The sequence below is a fragment of the [Mycobacterium] fortunisiensis genome, from assembly GCF_019050325.1.
Taxonomy (GTDB): Bacteria; Actinomycetota; Actinomycetes; order Mycobacteriales; family Mycobacteriaceae; genus Mycobacterium; species Mycobacterium fortunisiensis.
On record NZ_VOMB01000002.1, the window covers coordinates 262,844 to 283,504 of the forward strand.

The 20,661-nt window shown below is 66.5% G+C and carries 23 protein-coding genes; 8 read left to right on the forward strand and 15 right to left on the reverse strand.

Going from position 1 to position 20,661, the window contains the following annotated elements; genetic code table 11:
• Positions 1-71: 71 nt before the first annotated feature.
• Complete coding sequence (locus FR943_RS01680) at positions 72-602, forward strand: hypothetical protein (RefSeq protein ID WP_217154545.1); 531 nt, start codon at positions 72-74, stop codon at positions 600-602.
• 4 nt (positions 603-606) lie between these two features.
• On the opposite strand, the gene FR943_RS01685 is transcribed toward FR943_RS01680, so the two are convergent.
• The 12 genes from FR943_RS01685 to FR943_RS01740 form a co-directional block, all read right to left on the reverse strand.
• Positions 607-1,077 (reverse strand): hypothetical protein, encoded by a 471-nt coding sequence (locus FR943_RS01685; protein ID WP_217154546.1) that lies wholly within the window; start codon positions 1,075-1,077, stop codon positions 607-609.
• Positions 1,064-1,651: a hypothetical protein gene (locus FR943_RS01690; RefSeq protein ID WP_372448064.1), complete on the reverse strand. Its 588-nt coding sequence runs from the start codon at positions 1,649-1,651 to the stop codon at positions 1,064-1,066. Before FR943_RS01690 ends, FR943_RS01685 begins: the two co-directional genes overlap by 14 nt.
• A gap of 59 nt (positions 1,652-1,710) precedes the next feature.
• A complete protein-coding gene (locus tag FR943_RS01695) occupies positions 1,711-2,334 on the reverse strand; it encodes a hypothetical protein (RefSeq protein ID WP_217154547.1) in 624 nt (207 codons plus the stop codon).
• Positions 2,335-2,373: 39 nt separating this feature from the next.
• Positions 2,374-3,330, reverse strand: a complete 957-nt coding sequence (locus tag FR943_RS01700; protein WP_217154548.1) for an MlaD family protein — start codon at positions 3,328-3,330, stop codon at positions 2,374-2,376.
• Positions 3,327-4,331 (reverse strand): MlaD family protein, encoded by a 1,005-nt coding sequence (locus tag FR943_RS01705; RefSeq protein ID WP_217154549.1) that lies wholly within the window; start codon positions 4,329-4,331, stop codon positions 3,327-3,329. Before FR943_RS01705 ends, FR943_RS01700 begins: the two co-directional genes overlap by 4 nt.
• Complete coding sequence (locus FR943_RS01710; RefSeq protein ID WP_246584755.1) at positions 4,328-5,392, reverse strand: MlaD family protein; 1,065 nt, start codon at positions 5,390-5,392, stop codon at positions 4,328-4,330. Before FR943_RS01710 ends, FR943_RS01705 begins: the two co-directional genes overlap by 4 nt.
• An 11-nt stretch (positions 5,393-5,403) precedes the next feature.
• On the reverse strand, positions 5,404-6,363 hold the full coding sequence (locus tag FR943_RS01715; protein ID WP_372448065.1) for an MlaD family protein: 960 nt from the start codon (positions 6,361-6,363) through the stop codon (positions 5,404-5,406).
• Between the two features lie 5 nt (positions 6,364-6,368).
• Positions 6,369-7,391 (reverse strand): MlaD family protein, encoded by a 1,023-nt coding sequence (locus FR943_RS01720; RefSeq protein ID WP_217154551.1) that lies wholly within the window; start codon positions 7,389-7,391, stop codon positions 6,369-6,371.
• Positions 7,388-8,413 (reverse strand): MlaD family protein, encoded by a 1,026-nt coding sequence (locus tag FR943_RS01725; protein WP_217154552.1) that lies wholly within the window; start codon positions 8,411-8,413, stop codon positions 7,388-7,390. Before FR943_RS01725 ends, FR943_RS01720 begins: the two co-directional genes overlap by 4 nt.
• Positions 8,414-8,420: 7 nt before the next feature.
• Positions 8,421-9,263, reverse strand: a complete 843-nt coding sequence (locus FR943_RS01730; protein WP_217154553.1) for an MlaE family ABC transporter permease — start codon at positions 9,261-9,263, stop codon at positions 8,421-8,423.
• Positions 9,263-10,138, reverse strand: a complete 876-nt coding sequence (locus tag FR943_RS01735; RefSeq protein ID WP_217154554.1) for an MlaE family ABC transporter permease — start codon at positions 10,136-10,138, stop codon at positions 9,263-9,265. Before FR943_RS01735 ends, FR943_RS01730 begins: the two co-directional genes overlap by 1 nt.
• A gap of 241 nt (positions 10,139-10,379) precedes the next feature.
• On the reverse strand, positions 10,380-11,000 hold the full coding sequence (locus FR943_RS01740) for a TetR/AcrR family transcriptional regulator (RefSeq protein ID WP_217154555.1): 621 nt from the start codon (positions 10,998-11,000) through the stop codon (positions 10,380-10,382).
• A 63-nt stretch (positions 11,001-11,063) separates the two neighbouring features.
• On the opposite strand from FR943_RS01740, the gene FR943_RS01745 reads away from it, so the two are divergent.
• Positions 11,064-12,233: an aromatic ring-hydroxylating oxygenase subunit alpha gene (locus FR943_RS01745; protein ID WP_217154751.1), complete on the forward strand. Its 1,170-nt coding sequence runs from the start codon at positions 11,064-11,066 to the stop codon at positions 12,231-12,233.
• Position 12,234: 1 nt separating this feature from the next.
• Here the strand turns inward: FR943_RS01745 and FR943_RS01750 are convergent, their stop codons facing one another.
• Positions 12,235-12,798, reverse strand: coding sequence for a VOC family protein (locus tag FR943_RS01750; RefSeq protein WP_217154556.1), 564 nt, complete (start codon positions 12,796-12,798; stop codon positions 12,235-12,237).
• 151 nt (positions 12,799-12,949) lie between these two features.
• A complete protein-coding gene (locus FR943_RS01755) occupies positions 12,950-13,570 on the reverse strand; it encodes a TetR/AcrR family transcriptional regulator (RefSeq protein WP_246584756.1) in 621 nt (206 codons plus the stop codon).
• A 241-nt stretch (positions 13,571-13,811) separates the two neighbouring features.
• On the opposite strand from FR943_RS01755, the gene FR943_RS01760 reads away from it, so the two are divergent.
• The 5 genes from FR943_RS01760 (at position 13,812) to FR943_RS01780 (ending at position 19,528) form a co-directional block, all read left to right on the forward strand.
• Positions 13,812-14,246, forward strand: coding sequence for an MmpS family transport accessory protein (locus FR943_RS01760; RefSeq protein WP_217154557.1), 435 nt, complete (start codon positions 13,812-13,814; stop codon positions 14,244-14,246).
• Positions 14,243-17,152, forward strand: a complete 2,910-nt coding sequence (locus FR943_RS01765; protein ID WP_217154558.1) for an MMPL/RND family transporter — start codon at positions 14,243-14,245, stop codon at positions 17,150-17,152. The genes FR943_RS01760 and FR943_RS01765 overlap by 4 nt, the downstream gene beginning before the upstream one ends.
• Entirely contained in the window at positions 17,149-18,003 is an 855-nt protein-coding gene (locus FR943_RS01770) for a thioesterase family protein (protein WP_217154559.1), read from the forward strand. The genes FR943_RS01765 and FR943_RS01770 overlap by 4 nt, the downstream gene beginning before the upstream one ends.
• A gap of 179 nt (positions 18,004-18,182) precedes the next feature.
• Positions 18,183-18,350 (forward strand): hypothetical protein, encoded by a 168-nt coding sequence (locus tag FR943_RS01775; protein WP_217154560.1) that lies wholly within the window; start codon positions 18,183-18,185, stop codon positions 18,348-18,350.
• Positions 18,351-18,433: 83 nt separating this feature from the next.
• Positions 18,434-19,528 carry a tartrate dehydrogenase gene (locus FR943_RS01780; RefSeq protein WP_217154561.1) on the forward strand — a complete coding sequence of 365 codons (1,095 nt, stop codon included), beginning with the start codon at positions 18,434-18,436 and terminating at the stop codon, positions 19,526-19,528.
• Positions 19,529-19,558: 30 nt separating this feature from the next.
• Here FR943_RS01780 and FR943_RS01785 read toward each other — a convergent pair whose 3' ends face one another.
• A complete protein-coding gene (locus tag FR943_RS01785; protein WP_217154562.1) occupies positions 19,559-20,227 on the reverse strand; it encodes an SDR family oxidoreductase in 669 nt (222 codons plus the stop codon).
• Between the two features lie 152 nt (positions 20,228-20,379).
• On the opposite strand from FR943_RS01785, the gene FR943_RS01790 reads away from it, so the two are divergent.
• On the forward strand, positions 20,380-20,646 hold the full coding sequence (locus tag FR943_RS01790) for a YdeI/OmpD-associated family protein (protein ID WP_217154563.1): 267 nt from the start codon (positions 20,380-20,382) through the stop codon (positions 20,644-20,646).
• The last annotated feature ends 15 nt before the right edge of the window (positions 20,647-20,661 follow it).

The window sequence follows — 20,661 nt, forward strand, 5'->3', positions numbered from 1 at the left end:
CCTACGACAAGCTCGGCAAACACCGATAAACTGCCGAAACAATGGGCGGCATCAGAACGCGAGGGTCAGCGGTGCAGGCACGAGGGTCACGGCCGCCGGCTGCGCTGGTCACCGCGGCCATCGCCGCTGCAGCAACCGCCCTGAGCGCCGCGGCGCCGGTGGCGGCCGACCCAGGTCCGGGCGAGTCCGCGGTCCAGCCGTGGCCCACCCTCCGATACTTCGATCGCCCCGATCCCGGCGCATACTTCCCGCCCGGGGTCGACGGACTGTGGTTCACCTCGGCCACCGGTCAGAACTGTGGCATCTGGGGCCGGGGCAGCTTCGCCTGCAGCGGCGACATCCCGGGTGCCCCGGCGGGGACGAGGGCCGTGGGCTGGGTGACCGGGGACCGTGCCATGCACTATGACTGGACCGTGCCGTTGCGGATGCCACCCACCCGGGCGCTGGCGGCGCTGCCGCCGCGCAGTGTCGTCGAACACCAGGGAACCACCTGCGCGGTCACGGACGACAACGGAACCTATTGCGAGCGTGGGCCGCTGAAGTTCCTGATCACCCCGGCCGGCACCTGGCTGACCCCGCCGTGGATGGACCTGCGGAGGTAGTCGGTCACGGGCCGGCCAGCACTGCCACCGCCAGCACCTGACCGCGCTCGGGGTTGCGGATCAGGCTGCTGCCGAACGTGGTGTAGGAGCAGTCGGGCAGTGCGGTGTGGCCCTGCAGCAACGCGCCCTTGATGGCGGCGGCGTCGGTTCGGCCATATCCCTGGAGCTGCACGGCTTTTCCGGCGTCGCTGCCGAAATCCTTGAGCACCGCGAGCGGATCAGCGACCGGCACGTGGCGGGCAGTGTGGTTGAGGTAGTCCTCGGTGGACCGATTGGAGATCTCGGCGACCTTCTGCGCCAGGGGATCGCGGATCAGCGCGGCACAGGAACCGGCGGCTCGCACCGAAGCGATGCCATGGTCGAATCCTTCGTCGGGTTCTGCGCCCGCCATCGGCGCGCACAGCATCCCGACGGCGCAGATGCTCGACAGCCCGGCCAGCGTACGACGCCCGGCTGTGCGCTCAGCGGCAGACATGAGACCGGTTGATTCTGCTGCCCCAGTACTGGACCCGGCGCAGCGACGGGCCGCTGAACCACGCGGGTTGACGGGCACGCAGCCCGTTGCCGACGTTCGACAGGTGCTGCCACATCAGGAAGAAGCTCTCACCCTGGTAGAGCGGAAAGTAGTTGTCACCGACGTAATCCCGGCGTTGGGTCAGGGCCTGGGTACGCGGGGCGAGGAATGCGACGGACTGATCGATGTTGGCCACGACGGCATCCGCGTGCGCGGGGATGTCGTCGATGTTCCAGTTGCCGTTGCGACTGATGAGCTTGATGTTGAACCGGTCGATCTGGCGCATCAGCTCTTCATATTGGGCGTTGTACCACTGGCACATCTCACGCTGGGCGTTGATGTCGGCGTCGGTGACGAACTCGCGTGTCTGGTCATAGGGGAACGGGAACATGGGCTGCCAATCAGAGGCCGTCGGCACGATGACCGGCAGCGGCGGTGGCGGGGGTTCCTGACCGACCGGGCCCGGGGGATCGGCGCCGGCCGGCCCGCCCAGCACGGTGCCACCGCACAGCGCCACGACCATGCACAGCGCCACTGTGGCGAGATGGCGCACCGCAGTGACGGCCCTGGGCGGCAACAGATCTGCGGACATGGCTACCGGGCCCCGACCACAGCGTCGATGCCACCGACATCGGTGATCAACCAGTCCGCGTTGCTGTCGATCGTCACGCTGTAGGTCGCGGTGGACTGCAGACCGTCGGGGGCCTGCGTGGTCTTGGTCAGCACGCTGACGAACGAGTCCACCACATACACCCCGCCGGTGCTGGAACGCACCACCGCGGTCAGCGGCTTGGCGGTGGACTGCCACTGCAGCGGGCCGAGGATCTGCTCCATGGAATCGGCCGCCCCGCCGAGCTTGGCCTTCAACTCCGGTGAGGTGCCGGCCACCAGACGGGCCTTCCAGGCGTTGAGATCGCGGTAGTCCATCTGTGCGGCGTTGACGGCGTAGTCCAGCGCGACCTGTTCGGCCCGCTGGTTGTCTGCGGTGCGCCGGGCCTGCTCGCCGAGTTCGCTTCTGGCGTCGAGGTACAACCAGCTCAACACCCCGACGGCGACGGCCAGCACGGCGATCAGCGCACTGACCACCAGCGTGCGCAGTGAAACCGAGATCTGACGGGGAGCCGCGGCGGGCGGCTTTCCCGCAGTGACGGGCGCGGCCTCGGCGGCCTCGTCATCACCCTCGGGGGTGGCGGCTTCTTCGGTGTCCTGCTCGACCATGTGTCTCTGCCTTCCTTGAAATCTGAGAACGTGTGCGGGCTACCCGGGCGGGGGAATGGTGACGCGAAGGTTGATGGCGCCGTCAGCCGGTACTCCGCGCAGCATGTTGCCCAGGAGTTGACCGGTGTCGAAGTTCGTCAACGCCGAACCGATGGAACGGATGTTGGGCAACAGGGTTTCGGCCAGCACCTTGACGTCGGGGGACCGGGTGTCGAGGAAGTTCTGAATCCGGTCCAGATAATCCTTGAAGCGTTGCAGCGATTCCGGTGAACCGGCCAGCACGATACCCATCGCACCGGCAAAGATGGCCTGCATGTTGGGCCCGAGTTCGTGGAGGCGCGGGGCCAGGCCGGCCAGTGCCGGGCCGACGTAGCCGGCCTCGGCGAGCAAGGTCTGGATGTTGTCCAGCAGCTGCTGGCCCCGGCCGTTCATGCTCGTCGTCTCGTTGCGCAGCAGCGCGCCGGCGCGGGAGATGTTGGGCAGTACCGCGTCCGGGTCCGGAAGCGCGGTATCCGCTTCGGCGACAATCCGTTTGAGCTGCTCGGGGTCGGCCTGTTCGAGCAGCCGTCCCACGCTGACCGCCAGGTCGGCGATCGAGGGAGGTTGCTGCACCGACTCGGTCGCGATGCGCTGCCCGTCGGTCAGCATCGGCCCTGCCGAGGTCCGGGGAAACAGACCGATGTAGGCCTCACCGAGCGCGGACAGATTGTCCAGCCGCACCACGCTGTCCACCGGCACCTGATGGGCACCGTCGATGTAGAAATCGACGGCGGCCGCGTCGACGGTCGGCCGGATCGCGGTCACCTTGCCGACCGGTACGCCACGCAACAACACGTTGGAGCCCACCACCAGACCGTTGGTGCTCTCGACCGCCATCGACAGGTTGGTGCGGTGGTCCGGCGGGGAGAGCCGGACCCCGAGACCGGCGATGTAGCCGATGGCCACCACGATGATCGCGGCCAGCGCGGCAAAGGAGACCAGGTTGCGGATTCTCACGGCGCCGCCCCCAGGATCCGCAGGACATCGGCGACATTGCCGGACAGTTCACGTCCGTCGGGGCCGACGATCGAGGTGATGTTGATCGCCGGGTACTTGTCCTGGGGCAGGAAGTAGTCGGTGAACAACGTTCTCCACCGTGGGATCTCGTCTTCTACCGCCCACTTCGACGATTGCACCGCGCCGGCGGCGTCGCCGAGCGTGGTGAGCATCGGCACCAGCCAGAAGCCCCCGCTGTACACGCTGCCGATGGAGGGAATCATCACGCTCAGCCGGGACATCACCTGGGTGGCACGGTCGAAGCCCAACATGCCCGCCGGCGAGAACCAGTACTGCATGGCCGAGCGCTTGCTGTCGAGAACCGCTGCGGTATCGGACAATCCCTGCAAAGCCAGGTCCACGGTCTCGATGTTGTCGGCCAGCTCCGACAGGTCGACGGCGACGCGTGACACCACCTCACTCAGCTCCACATCGCTGGTTTCGGCCAGCCGGTTCAGCCCGATCAGGGTGTTCTGCGCCCGTTGGATCGAACCGCTGGCCACGAAGTTGGCCAGGCTGGCGATCGTGTCCTCGATCTGGGGCGGTGCGGTGGTGCGCGACAGCGGAATCGTGTCGCCGGGACCCAGCGCCGGCATCTGAGGTGCCGGCGCCTGCGCGTGCTCCGAAGGCTGCAGGGCCACATAGATTTCTCCCAGCACGGTGGCCTGCTGCAGCACGGCGTGACTGTCGGCGGGAATGCGCACCTCGGGGCGGATCCGCGACGTGACGGCCACCCGGTCACCGGCCACCCGGACGCCGGTCACGGTACCGACGGTGACGCCGTCCATCACCACTTTCGCCCGGTCGGGCAGGTTGAGCACATTCTCAAATTCGATGAGCACGTCGTAGCCGTCGGTCACGGTCCCGGGCGCCGGCAGGGAAGTGACGTTGACCGAGGCGCACGAGCACAGCACCGCGGCGGCCACCAGGAGCGCGGGCAGGCGGCGCAGCAGGGCTTTCATCGGCTCGCCTCGGTGAGGGCATATTGCAGCAGGGCGACATCCACGGCATACGGGGTGCCGGCCACGTCGGCGCAGCTCCCCGGCACCCGTGCATTCATGGTGCCGCACAACAGCAACCCGTCCTGGGTTCGGATCCGGTACATCGGGGGACGCCACTTGAGCTGCAGCCCTTGCACGTTGAACCGGTCCGATGCGGTCATGATCCATCCCGGTATCGGATTGAGCAGGTCGGAGATCGCCGTGGCATGCGGGCTGGCCTTGCGCAGTGCCACCGACACGGTGTCGAGCACCCGCTGGGTCTGACCGCCGAGTTCACGTTCCAGATCGGCCACCATGGTGATCATCAGCGGCAGCGTCGCGGTCATCCGCTTCACTCCGTCGGTGGCCAGCACCAGGTCTGGCGTGGTGGCCTCGGCGTCGGTGAGGACCTGCTTGAGCGTGTCCCGGACACCACTGATCTCAGAGGTGAGCTGTGCCAGGTTGGACACGACCGATCCGGTGTCACTGATCGCCTGATCCGGGCTGTCCAGGACACTGGACAACCGGGTGAGGAACTCGTTGCTGCGTGGACCCTGCCCCTGCAGCAGCTGATCCAGGCCGGCGACGGTGTCGGCCACATTGTTCGACCCTTCGGGGCTCACCGTGTCGACGAAACTCGCGATCGAGCCCACCACCTGCGACAGACTCTGCGGGGTTGCGGTGCGCCCGAGCGGGATACAGTGACCAGCGGTCAGTTCCGGGCCACCGGAGTAGTTGCCGACGAGCTCCAGCGAACGGTCCGCCAGAATCGACATCGACCGGATGACGGCCTTGGCCTCGGCCGGGATCTTGCGGTCCGCCACGGTGAACGTCACCCGGACATCGCCGGCGGTGGGCGTCACCGAGGTGACGCTGCCGATCTGAAAGCCCATCTGGGTCACCGGGTTACCCGCGTACAGGCCGACGGCGTCGGGCATGACGGCGCAGTACTCGGGCGCGGATTCCGCGGAGCGGGTGCCACACGAGGACGTGCTGGCCCCGACCGTGCACAGGACAGCGGCAACCGCGACCAGTCGTCGCATCGACACCCTCATCAGCACGCACTTCCCGGAACTGGGATGCACAGGTCGGTGGCCAGCAGATCCGGCCCGGCGTTCTGAGCGTCGAGGACCCGCTCTAACTTGTTGCGCACCCGCCGCAGTCCCCGCACCACCAGGCCACTGCGGTCCGCCCAGGTCTGCACGATCTCCTGCCAGTTGCGCACCTTTTCGATGAATTTGTCGCGGTGGCCGGCATAGAACTGGCCCAGCGGATTGATCGAATCGAGAAGGTCGCCCATCCCCTTGAGGGCCTGGCCGAACCCGGCCGAATACAGCACCAGGGTCTGCTCGATGATCGACACCTTCATCAGCATCTGTGTGAGCTGGTCGCTGTAGTTGCTCAGGGCGTGGATGTACTCGTCGGAGAGGTTCAGGATCGACGAGATCTGGCCCCGCTGCTGATCGATCGCCGCGGTCAGGCTGTTGCCCGCGTCCATGATGGCGGCCAGCGTGTCGACGTTGTTGTCGGTGAGACCGCGCTGCAGCTCATCGAGCGATTCCCGGATGGACTTTGCCGACACGTTGTCGGTGACCTTGGTGGCATCGGTGACGGTACGGATCAGGTTGTAGGGCATGGTGACCCGCTCGACGGGAATGACCGTGTCACCCAAGGGCTCGTCGCCCAGCGAGGTTATCGAGGTGTAGTAGCCGCCGGCGACGGTGCGCATGCGCACCTCGATCTGCGATTGATCGCCGACAAAGGCCTCGTTGTCCACCGACGCCCGCACGCGTACCCGGTCCGGTTCGATCGATAGATCCTTGATCCGGCCGACATTCACCCCGGCGATCCGCACCGAGTCTCCGGGCCGGACCGAGGCCGCATCGTCGGTGTAGAACGAGACCAGCTTCTGGCCCGGCGGGCTGAGGTAGACGATCGCGGCCGAGACCGCCACGATCCCGGCCATGAGCAACGCACAGATCCCCAGAACATGGGGATTGCCCAGCCATTTCAGGCGTTTCAGGGATTGCACAGCACCACCCTCTGGCCATTGAGCAGCACGTCCATCGTCGCGGGCAATTGGGCCCGCCCGCGTGAGCACGGCATCGGTTCGCCGGCTTGACTCGGTGGTCCGATGTTCTCCCACACCACCGGGATCATCTTGAATCCGTCGATGGCGTTGTTGAAGTTCGTCAGCGCGCGGTCGAGTCCGTCGTCGACATCGGCGCCGGGCTGGAAACCCAGGTGGTTCAACAACCGCACGACGGCCTGGGTGAACTGTGGGCCGTACAGATCGGACTTGCGGAACTCATCGAGGACACTCATCGCCGCGTCGATCGGCCGGTTGGCCCATTCCAGCAGCTGGATGAACTCTCGCGAGCGGCCGCCCACGGAATCGGAAAGCGCACTGAGGTTCTGCATCAACGTCGAGATGACCGATTGCCGGTCGGACACGAACTGGGTGAGTTTGCGGATGCTGTCGAGCATCGGGCCGAGCCCGCTGCCGTCGCCGGCCAGGAACGTCGTCACGTTGTCGGTGAAGGTGTTGATCTCCTCGGGAGTCAAAGTCGCGAGCACCGGTTGCAGCCCGTTGAACAACGTGGTGATGTCCAGCGAGGGCTGGGTCATCGAGGTGGGCACCAGGGTGACGAGCGGCTCGGCCGTCGCACCCACGGACGGGGCGACGATGTCGAGATAACGGGCACCGGTCAAGGCCTGGAACTTGATGGCCAACCGCGACGAATCCACGATGCCGAACCGCTGTTGAAGACCGAAGCCGACCGCCGCGACGCTCTGGCCGGCCCGGCGTACGAGCTTCACCGATTCGACCTTGCCCACCCGCACTCCGCGCACCCGAACGTCGTCATCGACGTGCAGCCCCGAGGCATCGGTGAACTCTGCGGTGTAGGAACGGGTTTGGCCGTCCACCGGCTGCCGGAGCACATTGACCACCACCACGCCCAGCGCGATGGCGACCACGGCGCTGAGCGCCAGCCGCCACAGGGCCGCGGCCGGTTTGATGACGATCGTGCGGTTGCTCATCGCGGCGCCCCGATCGCCGGGACCGCGGCGGCCACGCCCGGCAGGCTGTCGAGCAGGATCCGGACCTGCAGGGCGCGCTGGTCGGGTGATCCTCCGTACATTCGCTCGAACCGGGTCCGCAACTCCACCAACGTCGCCGAGATGTTCTGGGTTTGGGCGATGCCGGGAATGGGCCCGGTGAGGGTCCGCACCACCTCGGTCACCGGAAGCAATTCGTTGACATGCGAGGACAGCAATCCGCCGACGGCGCCGAACAGTCCAGTCGAGGCCAGTTGGACGGTGGCCAGGAAACGATCCTGGAAGAACTGCTCGTCGCCGTCGAGGCCGCCGTGGTCCACGTGGTCGGCCAGGTCGGTGAGGCCGTCGACGAACGACGGTGCCGCGACGGCGATTCCGGCACCGTTGCGGACCAGCTGCGCGGTGCTGACCGTCTGCACCTTGGCGATGGTGTCGGCGACCAGCAGCACGGTTTCCAACATCGGGTTCAGGCCGTCGACGTAGCGGGTGGCCCGGTCCAGCACCGAGACCAGCTCCGGGGTCACCACGCCGTGGGTGATCTCGCTCAGCCGCGACAGCAGGGCCTGCATGGTGAAGTTGCCACGTGGCAGCAGCTCGATGCGCATCCCGTCGGCCAGTGGCCGGCCGCCGTCGGGGCCACGCATCAGGTTCACGCCGGTGACGCCGAAGTAGTTGGACGGCCGGAAGTCGACGGCGAGGGAATCGGTCATGCCGGCGGTCGGTTCCGGCTGCAACGACAGTCCCAGCCGCACACCGCCTTCGGTCCGGTTGGCCACCGACGCCACCTCGCCCACCTTCACGCCGTGCAGGAGCACCGGGGTACCGCGCACCACGCCCTGACCGACGTAGGGCGAATCGATGGTGATCGATTTGCCGTCGGCGGCGCCGTCGGCCAGCGGGTTGACCACGATCAGTGCGCCGGCCACCGCTACGCACGCCACGAGCGCCAGGCCGATGCGCACCAGCAGCGCGCTCTCGCGCTCGGTCGTCGTCAAGAACAGCATGGCCCGCTCACCCCTTGAACACGAACTCGGGTCGCAGGCCCCACATGGCCACGGTCAGGGTGAAGTTCACGACCACGATCGTGACCAGGCTGGCGCGCACCGCACGGCCGGAGGCCTGGCCCACACCCACCGGACCGCCGTGCGCGAAATAGCCGTAGTAGCAGTGGATCAGGGTCACCAGCACGCAGAAGACCGCGGCTTTGGTCAACGAGTAGCCGATGTCGGTCGGGGACAGGAACTGCACGAAGTAGTGGTTGTACGTGCCGCTGGGCTGTCCCCGGAACACCGCGACGACGGCGTGGGCGATGTAGAAGCTCGCGGTGAGCACGATGAAGTAGCCGGGGATCACGCACAGCAGCGCACCGATCAGCCTGGTGCCCACCACGAACGGGATCGGCCGCAGCCCCATGGCCTCGGTCGTGTCGATCTCCTCGGAGATCCGCATGGAGCCGATCTCGGCGGTCATGCGGCATCCGACTTGGATGGCGAAGGCGATGCCGGTGACGATCGGGGCCATCTCGCGGACGTTGGCGACGCCGCCGACGATGCCCGAGAGGGCGCCGAAGCCGATCAGGTTGAGCGTGGAGTAGGCCTCGATCGCCACCGAGGCGCCCATCGCGGTCCCCATGATCAGCAGCACGCTCAGGACACCGCCGTCGACGATGATCGAGCCGCGGCCCCAGGCCAGCCCGTTCATGGCGACCAAAATCTGGCGGCGGTAATGCCGCACGGTCAACGGCAGGAACCACAGTGTCTGGGCGATGAAGACCGCCCACTGGCCGACGGTGCGCAGCCACTCGGAGACCGAGCCCCGCACCGAGCCGGCCAGGGCGGTGCCGGCGGCCGGCATCAGGAGACCTCCGCGGGGAAGAACATGGTCTGCAGCTGGGTGATGGTGACGTTGGCGATGACGATGCACACGACGCTGAGTACGACGGCCGAGTTGACGGCGTCGGCCACGCCGCGCGGACCGCGCCTGGCCTCCATGCCGCGCAGCGACGAGATGATGCCGACGATCGCGCCGAACACGATCGATTTGCCCAGCGCGAACCACACGTCGAGGACCTTGGCGAACGAGCCGAAGGACATCCAGAAGCTGCCCGGGGTGATGCCGTTGACGCCGACCGCGATCAGATAGGAGGCCGACACCGCCGAGGCGATGATCACGCAGCACAGCAGCGGAGCGATCAGCACGAGCGCCAGGAATCGCGGGACGACCAGCCGGCGGACCGGGTCTACCCCCATCACCTTGAGCGCATCGAGTTCTTCGCGGACCTGTCGTGCGCCGAGGTCGGAGGCGATCGCGGCCGCGGCGACCCCGCCCATCAGGAACCCGGTGACCATGGGCGCACCCTGTCTGATCACGCCGAACCCGCTGGCGGCGCCGACCAGGCTGCTCGCGCCCAGTTGGTTGACCAAGCCGCCCACCTGCACCGAAACCACCGCCCCGATCGGGACGGCCATCAGCATCGCCGGGGTGGCCGTCACCTTGAGCAGCATCCAGGCCTGGACCAGGAGTTCACCGACCGGCAGGCGCAGGGAAACCAGGTCGCGTGCGGTGAACTTGAGCACCGCGCCGGCGAGCAGCACGCCCCGGCCGATGGTGCCCACGCTGCGGGCCGGGATGCTGCCGGCCCGCGACGCGGAGCGCGCGGCCGTGTGCCGCACGCGGTCCAGCCCCGACGGCGGGACCGCATCGCCAGCGGTCCGGACGTCGAGCCCCATGCTTCCCCGTTCTTTGCTGCCGTGCAGGTCGCGGGGATTGTGCCGCGACCGCGATAGCGTACTTGCGCAGGTCTGAAGTTGTCAGGTTAGCCTCAGCTACTTGTCAGCAAGCTGCCCCCGTTGTGGTCTGACTCTCGTAAATCCGCCGGTGGCGAGCCTGTTGCGGCTGTCGTGGCGGGTGCAGCCGGCGTGGACGACGACGCGGGCCGAGGTCGACCCCGATCGATAACTGACGGTCCAGTTATTTTGCCGGTTGCGAAGAAGCGCGCGCCTGCGCGGCGATGGCCGGTGCGATCCAATCCCGCAGGAATGTGCGCAGCCCGGCATCCCGGCGCGACGGCCCGCCCGGGTCGACGATGAACGACTGCAGCGTCCGCAGCATGAATTCGACCAGCTCGTCGAGCTTGTGCCCATCGAAACCGGCTGCCGCCCAATCGATATCGAAACGCTGAACGATCGATTTGCCGAACTCGATGGCCAGATCCGAGGTCACCCCGGCGGTGAACGCGCTGGCTTTGCCGGGTTGCAGCACCAGGCCGAGGTAGCGGTCGTGCGGAAGCTGCTCGACGGTGTAGGCGATGCCCTCGACGACGGCGTCGCTGGGGTCGGTGATCGAGCCCAGTTGTGCGGCCAGCCGATCGAGGAAGCCGTCCACCGCCGACAGTGCGGTGGCCGCCATCAGGCTTTCCTGGGTGGGGAAGTACCGGTAGATCGTCTGGCGGGTCACCCCGAGGGTCTGTGCCACCTCCGACACGCTCACCGTGCCGCGCGCATCGATGGCCTGGCGCGCGGCGGCGATGATGCGGCGGGCCGCTTCGTCGTCGTCGGCGGGAATGTCTCCCGACCAGCCGTGCCTGCGCATCCGATGATCGTCGCACGGATCGGGATCGATTCTTGACAATACAGTCGATAACCATTGTATGGTCTGATGATGATCATCAGCCCAGTGAGCAGTACCGATGAGGAACTGACCCGCCGCGCCCTGCGTCACGCCCTCGACGGCACGACGGACATGGCCGATCAGGTGTTGAAGGTGCCGCTGCACTACTACCGGGATCCGAAGATCACCGAGATCGAGGAGTCGCAGATCCTGCGCCGGGTACCGCTGGCGATCGTGCCCTCGGCGCAGATCCCGGAGAACAACGACTTCGTGGTCCGTTCGGTGCTGGGCGACTCATTGTTGGTCACCCGGGATCGCACCGGGGCCACCCACGTGTTTTTGAACTACTGCCGCCACCGCGGCGCCATGCCCGCCTGCGGATCCGGCAATGCGTCGCGGTTCGTCTGCCCGTATCACGCCTGGACCTACCGCAACACCGGCGAGCTGTTCATGGTCCCGGGCAAAGCCGGTTTCGACACCATGGACACCGCGGAGTACGGCTTGGTGGAGCTGCCGTCGGAGGAACGTCACGGATTCGTCTGGGCGGTGCTCACCGCCGACGCGACCATCGACCTCGACGCCCACCTCGGCCCGCTGAACGCCGAACTGGCGCAGTGGAATTACGACGCCTACGGCTACCACACCGAACGCGAATTCTCTTCGGAGGTGTCCTGGAAGGGTGCGCTGGAGGCGTTCGCCGAGGGCTACCATTTCCCATTTGTCCATGGGGAGAGCCTGATTGGGCAGAACACCCTGCCCAACACCGCAATCTACGACGAGTTCGGCAAGCATCACCGCATCGGTTTCCCGTTCACCTGGATCAAGAACCTCGGCGAGGATCCGAGCGGCAGCTTCGATCCGTCGGCGAACATGGGTGTCATCTACTGGGTCTATCCCAACCTCATCCTGGCCAACAGCCCGGTCGGCGTCGAGATCATCGACATGCTGCCCGAGGGGGAACCCACCCGCTGCACCGTGCGGCACAGCTGGATGGGCCGCGTTCCGGCCACCAACGACGACATGCGGGCCGGCTATGACGCCGTCTACGAAGGTGTGCACGCCGCCGTACGCGACGAGGACTTCGCGATGCTGCCGCAGTGCGGTGAAGGTGTCCGGCACGGCCAGCATGACCATATGATCATCGGCCGCAACGAAATTGCGGTCCAGCACATGATCAAGGTGTTCGCCCAGGAGTTGGGTGTGGCGTTGGGCTAACTCAGGTCCAACTCTCCTTGCCGGGCAGGGTGCGCATCGCCTGCCGGGTGAGACCGGGCACCGAGTTCGCCAGGTCCGCGCGTTGTTTGGCGAAGGTCCGCAGCGCGCGGTAATACGACCACAGTTGCCGTGGCGATGGAACTTTCGGTACCCAGGCCAGTTCCCAATGGATGCCGTTGATCGGGTCGTCGAAGAAGACCGCGTAATAGCCGGGCCAGTACTGCGGGTAGTCCTTGGGCTCATCGGTCACCGGGATGCCCCGGGCGATCAGGAAGTCACGATGAAAGCGGTCTATCTCCTTCCTGTTTCGGGCCCACAGCGCGATGTGGTTGATCCCGACGGCCTGATCGGTATGGGTCAACTTGTCCCCGGTACGCGCCGGCTGGATGCCGATGTAACTGTGTGGGTTGACGAATCGTGTCATGTAGTAGACCGATTGGTACTCCATGTTGAGTGAGGAGAAGCTGTGGTACCCCAGCCACCCCAGCATCGCGTCGTAAAACGCGATCGATTCGTCGTAGTCCAAGACTGCGAACTCGACATGACATACGCCCCGCCACCGCATGGTGCCCCCTGAGAGTCGACTACTACGGAATGTAGTACCCCGTGGGCGGGCTGTGAAGGGCTGCGGGCGCGCCGATTTCTACCGCTGGGTCGTTCCGGTTGGGTTGCAGCCGCCCTGCCGTAGAAAACCGGCGGACGAAACGGCGCTCGCGCTAACGATTTCCGGCGGCGTGGTCCAGCTGCAGGATGGCCGCATCGATCAGGGTGCGAATGATCTCGTCGGTGGAGAACGAGCTCAGCCACAGGTTCGGGGTGTCGGTGCGGTGCAGCATCGCGACCCCGTGCACCGCGACCGACAGCGCCGCGGCGATCCGATCGGATTCGGAGGACGGCGGCGTCTGCGGGTCGCCGCCGCGGCACGCCAGCAGGCCCCGGGTGACGACGGCCAGGGCTTGTTGGGCAGCCGGGGAGGTGTCGGTGATCTGGGTCATCAGGGCGTAGCGCAGGGGGTGTCGCTCGGCGAACGACACGTAGGTCTGGCAACCCTGGAACAGCCGTTCGCGCGGCGTCTGGTCGGAGTCGCGGTGGCGGGTGATCTCTTCGGACACCTGTGCCCAGCCGGCCTCGGCGACCGCGTCGAGCACGCTGTCGCGATCCGCGAAATGTGCGTAGACCGACGGTGCGGCGATGCCGGCCTCGCGGGCGATGCTGCGCAGCGACACCTCGGCCTCGTTCTGCGCGGCGTCGATGACGCGGGTGGCCGCCGAGAGGATCTCGTCGCGGAGCAGAGCGCCCTGGCCGCGCATGTTGCGTCGGCGCGGGGTTGGGGCCATGACCCGTATGTTAACGCGCGTTAGGTTAGGGCGCGAGCGACGCCGGTGCTCTCGATCACTATAGGCCCGTCGGTGCCGGTCCGATCTCTGCCATCGGAATCGGTCCGGTCAAAACGGTTGTCGCCAAGCCGGTTCGGCGTAAACGAACGTCAACCGGCCTTTCTGTATCTCAACTTTACAGCTGTTTGCTTATGGTTGTAAGGTCAGCGCTCATGTCAGGTGCGGTAGCGGGGTGCAAGCCATGAAGTCACTGGTGAATGCGCTGGCGCGGATGTGGATCCTGCTGGTGATCGTCGTCGTGGTCGGAGCCGGCGGCTTCGTCATCAACCGGTTCCACGGAGTGTTCGGCGCACCGCGACCGGGTGGAGCGGCCGGTGCCGACAACATCGTCTCGACGGTGCCCAAGTACGTCACCTACGAGGTGTACGGGCCAGCCGACACCTCGGGGATGGTCAGCTACGTCGATGAGCGCGCGCAGTCGCAGGAGGCGCAGTTCAGCCACCTGCCGTGGACATTGACCCTGACCACCACCGTGCCCAGTGTGTTCGCGAACGTCGTCGCGCAGGGCGACAGCGCTGCGCTCGGTTGCCGCATCACCGTCAACGGCGAGCTGCGTGACGAGCGGTCCGCCGACGGATTCACGGCCACCACAAGCTGTTTGGTGAAGGCAGCATGAGCGGGCACCGCGGTGCCGGGGCCACCGAACCGCCGCTCTATCCGCGCCTGATCCGCACCCTGTCGGTGCCGATCATCCTGTTCTGGCTGGCGGCCACCATCGCAGTGAGCGTGCTGGTGCCGCAGCTCGAGATCGTCGGCAAGGACAACGCGGTGTCGCTGTCGCCGCACGATGCGCCGGCGGTGATCGCGATGAAGCACATCGGGGAGAAGTTCGAGGAGTTCCACTCCGACAGCAGCCTGATGGTGGTGGTCGAAGGCGACGAACCGCTCGGCGACGACGCGCGTCGCTACTACGGCGAACTCGTGGCCAACCTGGAACGCGACCCCGAGCACGTCGAGCACGTGCAGGATTTCTGGGGCGATCGGATCACCTCGGCCGGCTCGCAGAGCGAGGACGGCAAAGCCGCCTACGTCCAGGTGAACCTGGCCGGCAACCAGGGCTCGACCCAGGGCGTCGAGTCCGTCGACGCAGTCCGCGAGATCGTCGACCACACCGCCACGCCCCCGGGGATCCGGGCTTACGTCACCGGCCAGGCGGCGCTCGTGGCCGACACCAACGAAGCCGGCGACAAGAGCATGGTGAAGATGACCGGGGTGACGCTGCTGGTCATCGCGATCATGCTGCTCGTGGTGTACCGCTCCATCGGGGCCATGCTGATCGCGCTGGTGGTCGTGCTCACCGAGATGAGCATGTCCCGTGGGCTGATCGCGGTCCTCGGCTCCGCGCACGTCTTCGGACTGTCCACCTTCGTGGTCAGCATCCTCACCGCGTTGGCCATCGCCGCGGGCACCGACTACTGGATCTTCCTGGTCGGCCGCTACCACGAGGCCAGAAACGCCGGTGAGGACCGTGAAACCGCGTACTACACCACCATTTCGGGCGTCACCCACGTCATCGCCGGTTCCGGCCTGACCATCGCCGGGGCCATGCTGTGCCTGCACTTCACCCGGTTGAACTACTTCAACACCCTGGCGATCCCCTGTGCGCTGGGCATGCTGGTGATCCTGGTGATGGCCCTGACCTTCGCCCCGGCGGTGCTGGCGGTGTGTGTGCGGTTCGGCCGGCTGGATCCCAAGCGGGCCACCAAGACTCGCGGCTGGCGCCGGGTGGGCACGGCGATCGTGCGCTGGCCACTGCCGATCCTGGCCGCGGCCACGGGCATCGCCTTGATCGGGGTGCTCGCCCTGCCCGGCTACCGGACCAACTACGACAACCGGCACTACGTCCCGGCCGACGTGCCGTCGAACATCGGGCACGCAGCGGCCGAGAAGCATTTCAGCTCGGCCCGGATGAATCCCGACATGCTCATGGTCGAGGTGGACCACGACATGCGCAATCCACGCGACATGCTGGTGCTCGATCGCATCGCCAAGAACATCTTCCGGGTGCCCGGCATCGCCCGGGTGCAGAGCATCACCCGTCCGCTCGGACCGCCGATGGAACACGGCTCGGTGCCGTTCCAGGTCAGTGCGCAGGGCGTGACCATACGGGAGACCTTGCAGTTCGTCCGGGCCCGGCTCGACGACACCCTCAAGATGACCGATCACCTCAGCTCGATGATCGCGATCATGGAGCACCTGCACGATCTGAGCGTGCAACTGTCCGACGCCACGCACAGTGCGGTCGGGGCCACCCACGACATGGAAGCCACCATGGCCGAACTGCGGGACCAGGTCGCCGATTTCGACGACTTCTTCCGGCCGGTGCGCAACTACTTCTACTGGGAACCGCACTGTTTCAACATTCCGGTGTGCCACGCCCTGCGGTCGGTGTTCGATGCCACCGACGGCTTCGACAAACTGGCCGACAACACCAGAGCACTGGCCACCGAGATGGACAAGGTCGACGGGCTCACCCCGCAGATCGCCGCGCAGATCCCGCCGATGATCACCCTCTCCACCCAGGTGCGCGACCTGATGCTGACGCTGCACAGCACCTTCGACGGCATGCTCGTCCAGATGGAGCAGATGACCGACACCGCGTCGGCCATGGGGCAGACCTTCGACGACGCCAAGAACGACGACATGTTCTACCTGCCGCCCGAGGCGTTCTCCAGCCCGGACTTCCTGCGCGGGATGGAGTTGATGCTGTCCCCGGACGGCAAGGCGGCCCGAATCCTGATCACCCACGATGTGGATCCCGCCACGCTGGAAGGCATTTCACACGTTGACGCCGAACTACTGGCCGCCAAGGAAGCCGTCAAGGGCACCCCGTTGGCCGACGCGAAGTTCTACCTCGGCGGTACTGCGGCCACTTACAAGGACATCCAGGAAGGCGCGCACTACGACCTGTTCATCGCGGCCATCGCGGCGATCATCCTGATCTTCGTCGTGATGCTGCTGATCACCCGGGCCCTGGTCGCCTCCATGGTGATCGTGGGAACCGTCGTGCTCTCCCTGGCCGCCTCGTTCGGGCTGTCGGTGCTGATCTGGCAGCACATCCTGGGCATCGAACTGCAATGGCTGGTGATCGCGATGTCGGTGATCGTGCTGCTCGCGGTCGGCTCGGACTACAACCTGCTGGTGGTCTCCCGGATGAAGGAGGAACTCGGCGGCGGCATCAAGACCGGGCTCATCCGGGCCATGGGCGCCACCGGCGGGGTGGTCACCGCGGCCGGCATGGTGTTCGCCTTCACCATGATCTCGATGATCGCCAGCGACCTGCGCTCGGTGGGCCAGATCGGCACCACCATCGGGCTGGGACTGTTGTTCGACACCTTCATCGTCCGCTCGCTCATCACCCCGTCGATCGCCGCGCTGCTCGGTCGCTGGTTCTGGTGGCCGCTCAAGGTCCGCAGCCGCCCGGTGCCTACCGGTCCGGCTGTGCCGCAACCTGTTCCAGCGCCTGCCGGCGGCCTCAGCGACGACGAGCCCACCGTGCAGATCCCGAAAGGAACCCCATGACCGAGATCCTCACCCGCACCAGACCGTTCACAGAGCTGACCGCGTTGCGCGAGCTGGGTCCGGAGCGCTTCGGCGCGACGGTTGATCCGATATGGACCATCGGGCCCAAGGTGCACGGCGGCTGCATGATGGCGATCTGCGCCGCTGCCGCCCGTCGCTCCGTTCTCATCGCCGGAGGTGGCGCCGAGCTGCAGCCGATCGCGGTGAGCGCCAACTACCTGGCCGCGCCCGATCCGGGTGAGGTGCACGTGAGTACGAGCGTGCGCAAGATGGGTCGGCAGGTGTGTGCGGTGGATGTGCAACTGTCACAAGCGGGTCGGGTGGCGGTCACGGCCGCGGTCACGCTCGGCAGCCTCGACGGCGGGGAGCCTCGGTATCAGGAGACAGTGCCGTTGACCCAGCTGCCCGCCGAGCCGACAGCCGAGGCCGTGCACGTGACGCCCGAGCATCCGATGGGCCAGATCGTGCACGTCGCGCAGGGATGCGATCTGCGGGTGGACCCGTCGGCGGCGCTGTTCTTGAGCGGTCGACAGGGGGACCCGGTCAACCGGATGTGGTTGCGGCCGTTCGCCGCTGACGAAGCCGAAGCCGACACCGCGCTGTTGTTCGCGCTGATGGCCGGTGACATCAGCGCGCCGGTGACGATGAACCGGGGCATGTTCGGCTGGGCGCCGACCGTCCAGCTGACCACTTACCTGCGTCGGCGACCGTCGCCGGGGTGGCTGCGGGTGATGGCCAGCTCGACGGTCATGGGCACGACCTGGTTCGAAGAGGATCACCTGATTCTCGATGCGACCGGTGCGGTTGTCGTGCAGAGCCGTCAGTTGGCGATGATCCCGAAGGGCGCCTGAAACCAGCGGAGTCGCGCGATTGCTGCCATCGGCCGGTCAATTTCTGCCAACGGAACTAACCGTCCTGAGCAGCGTGTTGTGGAAGTCAGACCGGGTAGGAATCCCCCGAACCGGTGGACAGACGTCCGAACCGCGACTGCCACGCCACGGCTCGAACGCCCAGAACGAAGGGCTTCGACATGAAGAAGTTTGGTTTTGCCGGGATCATCGCCACTGGCTTCGCTGCCGCCATCGTCGGCCTGGCCGCCCCGGCCCAAGCTGATGTCACCCATCACCAGTGGGTGCACGACATCCAGCAGCACGCCAGCACCAGCGCCGTCACCTCGACATTCGGCGACGGCCGCTGACACACGACACCAGCGAGGGGTGCCTCCGATGGGCGCCCCTCGCTTGTCGTCGGTGGCGAACCGCCGGAACGTAAGGTGGCGGAATGACCACCACCCACCGGCTGGCAGTGATCCCGGGCGACGGTATCGGTAAGGAAGTGGTCCCCGAGGGCCTCAAGGTGCTGGAGGCTGCGGCGGCGGCCTTCGGTTTCGCCATCGACTACGAGCAGTTCGATTATGCGTGTGCCGAGTACTACACCGACACCGGCGCCATGCTGCCCGGCGGCTGGTTCGAGGAGTTGAGCCGGTTCGACGCGGTGTACTTCGGCGCCGTCGGCTGGCCCGACGTTGTGCCCGACCATATTTCGCTGTGGGGCAGCCTGCTGCAGTTCCGGCGCCATTTCGACCAGTATGTGAACTTACGTCCGGTCAAACTGATGCCCGGGGTGAAAAGTCCGCTGGCCGGTCGCGGGCCCGGCGACGTCGACTTCGTCGTCGTACGGGAGAACACCGAGGGCGAGTACTCGAGCGTCGGCGGCAAGATGTTCGAGGGAACGGACCGCGAGACGGTGCTGCAAGAGACGGTGATGACCCGAGTGGGTGTCGACCGGATTCTGAAGTACGCGTTCGAGCTTGCCCGACGGCGGCCCGACCGGCACCTGACCTCGGCGACGAAGAGCAACGGCATCTCCATCACGATGCCGTACTGGGACGAACGCGTCGAGCAGATGAGCGAGCGGTTCCCCGATGTCGAGGTGGACAAGTTCCACATCGACATCCTCGCGGCGAATTTCGTTCTGCATCCGGACTGGTTCGACGTCGTCGTCGCCAGCAACCTCTTCGGTGACATCCTGTCGGACCTGGGGCCGGCATGCACCGGCACCATCGGCATCGCCCCGAGCGGAAACATCAACCCCGAACGGCGATTTCCGAGTCTTTTCGAGCCGGTCCACGGTTCGGCCCCCGACATTGCCGGGCGCGGAATCGCCAATCCCATCGGACAGATATGGAGCGCGTCGTTGATGCTCGACCATCTGGGCGAGCGGGACGCGGCAGCAGCGATCCTGAAAGCCGTCGAAGATGTACTGTCCCGCGGAGGAGAGATCCTGACCCCCGACATGGGTGGGACCGCGACGACGGGCGCACTCGGTACCGCGGTCCGCGACCAGCTGCTGGCGAATATCGCTGGTTCGCAATAGGTCTCGAAGCCGAACAGGCTCCGCTAAGGGTCAGGCCGACATCTGGTGCAGGTAGTAGGGGCCGCCGACATAGACGATCCCGGAGGGGTACGGCGCGGATGCGGCCCGGGTGATCGTGGTGGCCAACTCGCCGGCCGACATCATCTCGCCGGACACCACGGTGAAATCGATTCCCCGTCGGTCGAACTCCGGCCGCATGGCGTAGAGCGCCGTTTCGCCGGCCCGCCGGCTCGCCGCGATCGGGGCATACCCCTTCGGCACCGCCTTGTTGGGGAAGAAGTGGGCCTGGTGGCTGGTGACGAAGACGATCTGCCCGCCGGCCGGCATCAGCGGCAGTGCCAGCTTGGCCAGCCGTCGCTGGGCATCGCGGTTCACCCGCATGGCGTAGGCCGGATCGACGCCCAGATCGAGACCGCATGAGGCGTTGAGGACCAAGGCGTCCAGCCGACCGAACTCGCGGCCGATCCGTTCGATCAGCGCGGTCGCGGCCGCCTCGTCGGAGATGTCGGCGCCGATGGAAGACGCCTGGCCGCCTGCGCGGCGGATGGCGTCGACGACGGTGTCGGCGCGTTTGGCTTTCTCGCGGTAGTTGACCACGACGTGGGTGTCCGAGGCGGCGAGCTGCTGTGCGACGTCGGCGCCGATACCCCGCGATGCGCCGGTGACCAGTGCAATCCGGGTGGGGGCTGCAGGCTGCATGTCGGGTTCCTTCCGTCACTGCCGAGGCGGATGACCGCCCTGAGTGCCCACCGTACCCCAACTCTAAGAAAAATAAGACCCCTTTAAGGTCACGATGAGGACTATGTCGCGTCGCGATCCGGTTGCTGACCGCCTGGGTTTAGCCTGGCCTGGTGACTGGTCAACGCGTGCCCGGCGGGGTGGTCCACAAGTTGCCGACGGACCTGCGCGACGCCCTGATCGGCAATGACACGGCGCTAGCCGCCTGGAACGACATCACGCCGCTCGCGCGCAACGAGTTCATCTGCTGGGTCGAGGACGCCAAGCAGCAGGCCACCCGCGAGCGGCGGATCCGTCGCACCCAGGAGGAGTTGGAGGACGGGCAGCGACGCCCGTGTTGCTGGCCCGGGTGCAAGCACCGGGAACGCACCGGGCGGTAGCCCCGGCAGCCCGGG

What these genes read in the sequence shown, in the direction of transcription:
- FR943_RS01685 (WP_217154546.1), bottom strand. Translation starts at nt 1,077, where the DNA reads ATGTCTGCCGCTGAGCGCACAGCCGGGCGTCGTACGCTGGCCGGGCTG.
- FR943_RS01695 (WP_217154547.1), bottom strand. Translation starts at nt 2,334, where the DNA reads ATGGTCGAGCAGGACACCGAAGAAGCCGCCACCCCCGAGGGTGATGAC.
- FR943_RS01705 (WP_217154549.1), bottom strand. Translation starts at nt 4,331, where the DNA reads ATGAAAGCCCTGCTGCGCCGCCTGCCCGCGCTCCTGGTGGCCGCCGCG.
- FR943_RS01710 (WP_246584755.1), bottom strand. Translation starts at nt 5,392, where the DNA reads ATGCGACGACTGGTCGCGGTTGCCGCTGTCCTGTGCACGGTCGGGGCC.
- FR943_RS01720 (WP_217154551.1), bottom strand. Translation starts at nt 7,391, where the DNA reads ATGAGCAACCGCACGATCGTCATCAAACCGGCCGCGGCCCTGTGGCGG.
- FR943_RS01725 (WP_217154552.1), bottom strand. Translation starts at nt 8,413, where the DNA reads ATGCTGTTCTTGACGACGACCGAGCGCGAGAGCGCGCTGCTGGTGCGC.
- FR943_RS01730 (WP_217154553.1), bottom strand. Translation starts at nt 9,263, where the DNA reads ATGCCGGCCGCCGGCACCGCCCTGGCCGGCTCGGTGCGGGGCTCGGTC.
- FR943_RS01735 (WP_217154554.1), bottom strand. Translation starts at nt 10,138, where the DNA reads ATGGGGCTCGACGTCCGGACCGCTGGCGATGCGGTCCCGCCGTCGGGG.
- FR943_RS01740 (WP_217154555.1), bottom strand. Translation starts at nt 11,000, where the DNA reads ATGCGCAGGCACGGCTGGTCGGGAGACATTCCCGCCGACGACGACGAA.
- FR943_RS01750 (WP_217154556.1), bottom strand. Translation starts at nt 12,798, where the DNA reads ATGCGGTGGCGGGGCGTATGTCATGTCGAGTTCGCAGTCTTGGACTAC.
- FR943_RS01755 (WP_246584756.1), bottom strand. Translation starts at nt 13,570, where the DNA reads ATGGCCCCAACCCCGCGCCGACGCAACATGCGCGGCCAGGGCGCTCTG.
- FR943_RS01760 (WP_217154557.1), top strand. Translation starts at nt 13,812, where the DNA reads ATGAAGTCACTGGTGAATGCGCTGGCGCGGATGTGGATCCTGCTGGTG.
- FR943_RS01765 (WP_217154558.1), top strand. Translation starts at nt 14,243, where the DNA reads ATGAGCGGGCACCGCGGTGCCGGGGCCACCGAACCGCCGCTCTATCCG.
- FR943_RS01770 (WP_217154559.1), top strand. Translation starts at nt 17,149, where the DNA reads ATGACCGAGATCCTCACCCGCACCAGACCGTTCACAGAGCTGACCGCG.
- FR943_RS01775 (WP_217154560.1), top strand. Translation starts at nt 18,183, where the DNA reads ATGAAGAAGTTTGGTTTTGCCGGGATCATCGCCACTGGCTTCGCTGCC.
- FR943_RS01780 (WP_217154561.1), top strand. Translation starts at nt 18,434, where the DNA reads ATGACCACCACCCACCGGCTGGCAGTGATCCCGGGCGACGGTATCGGT.
- FR943_RS01785 (WP_217154562.1), bottom strand. Translation starts at nt 20,227, where the DNA reads ATGCAGCCTGCAGCCCCCACCCGGATTGCACTGGTCACCGGCGCATCG.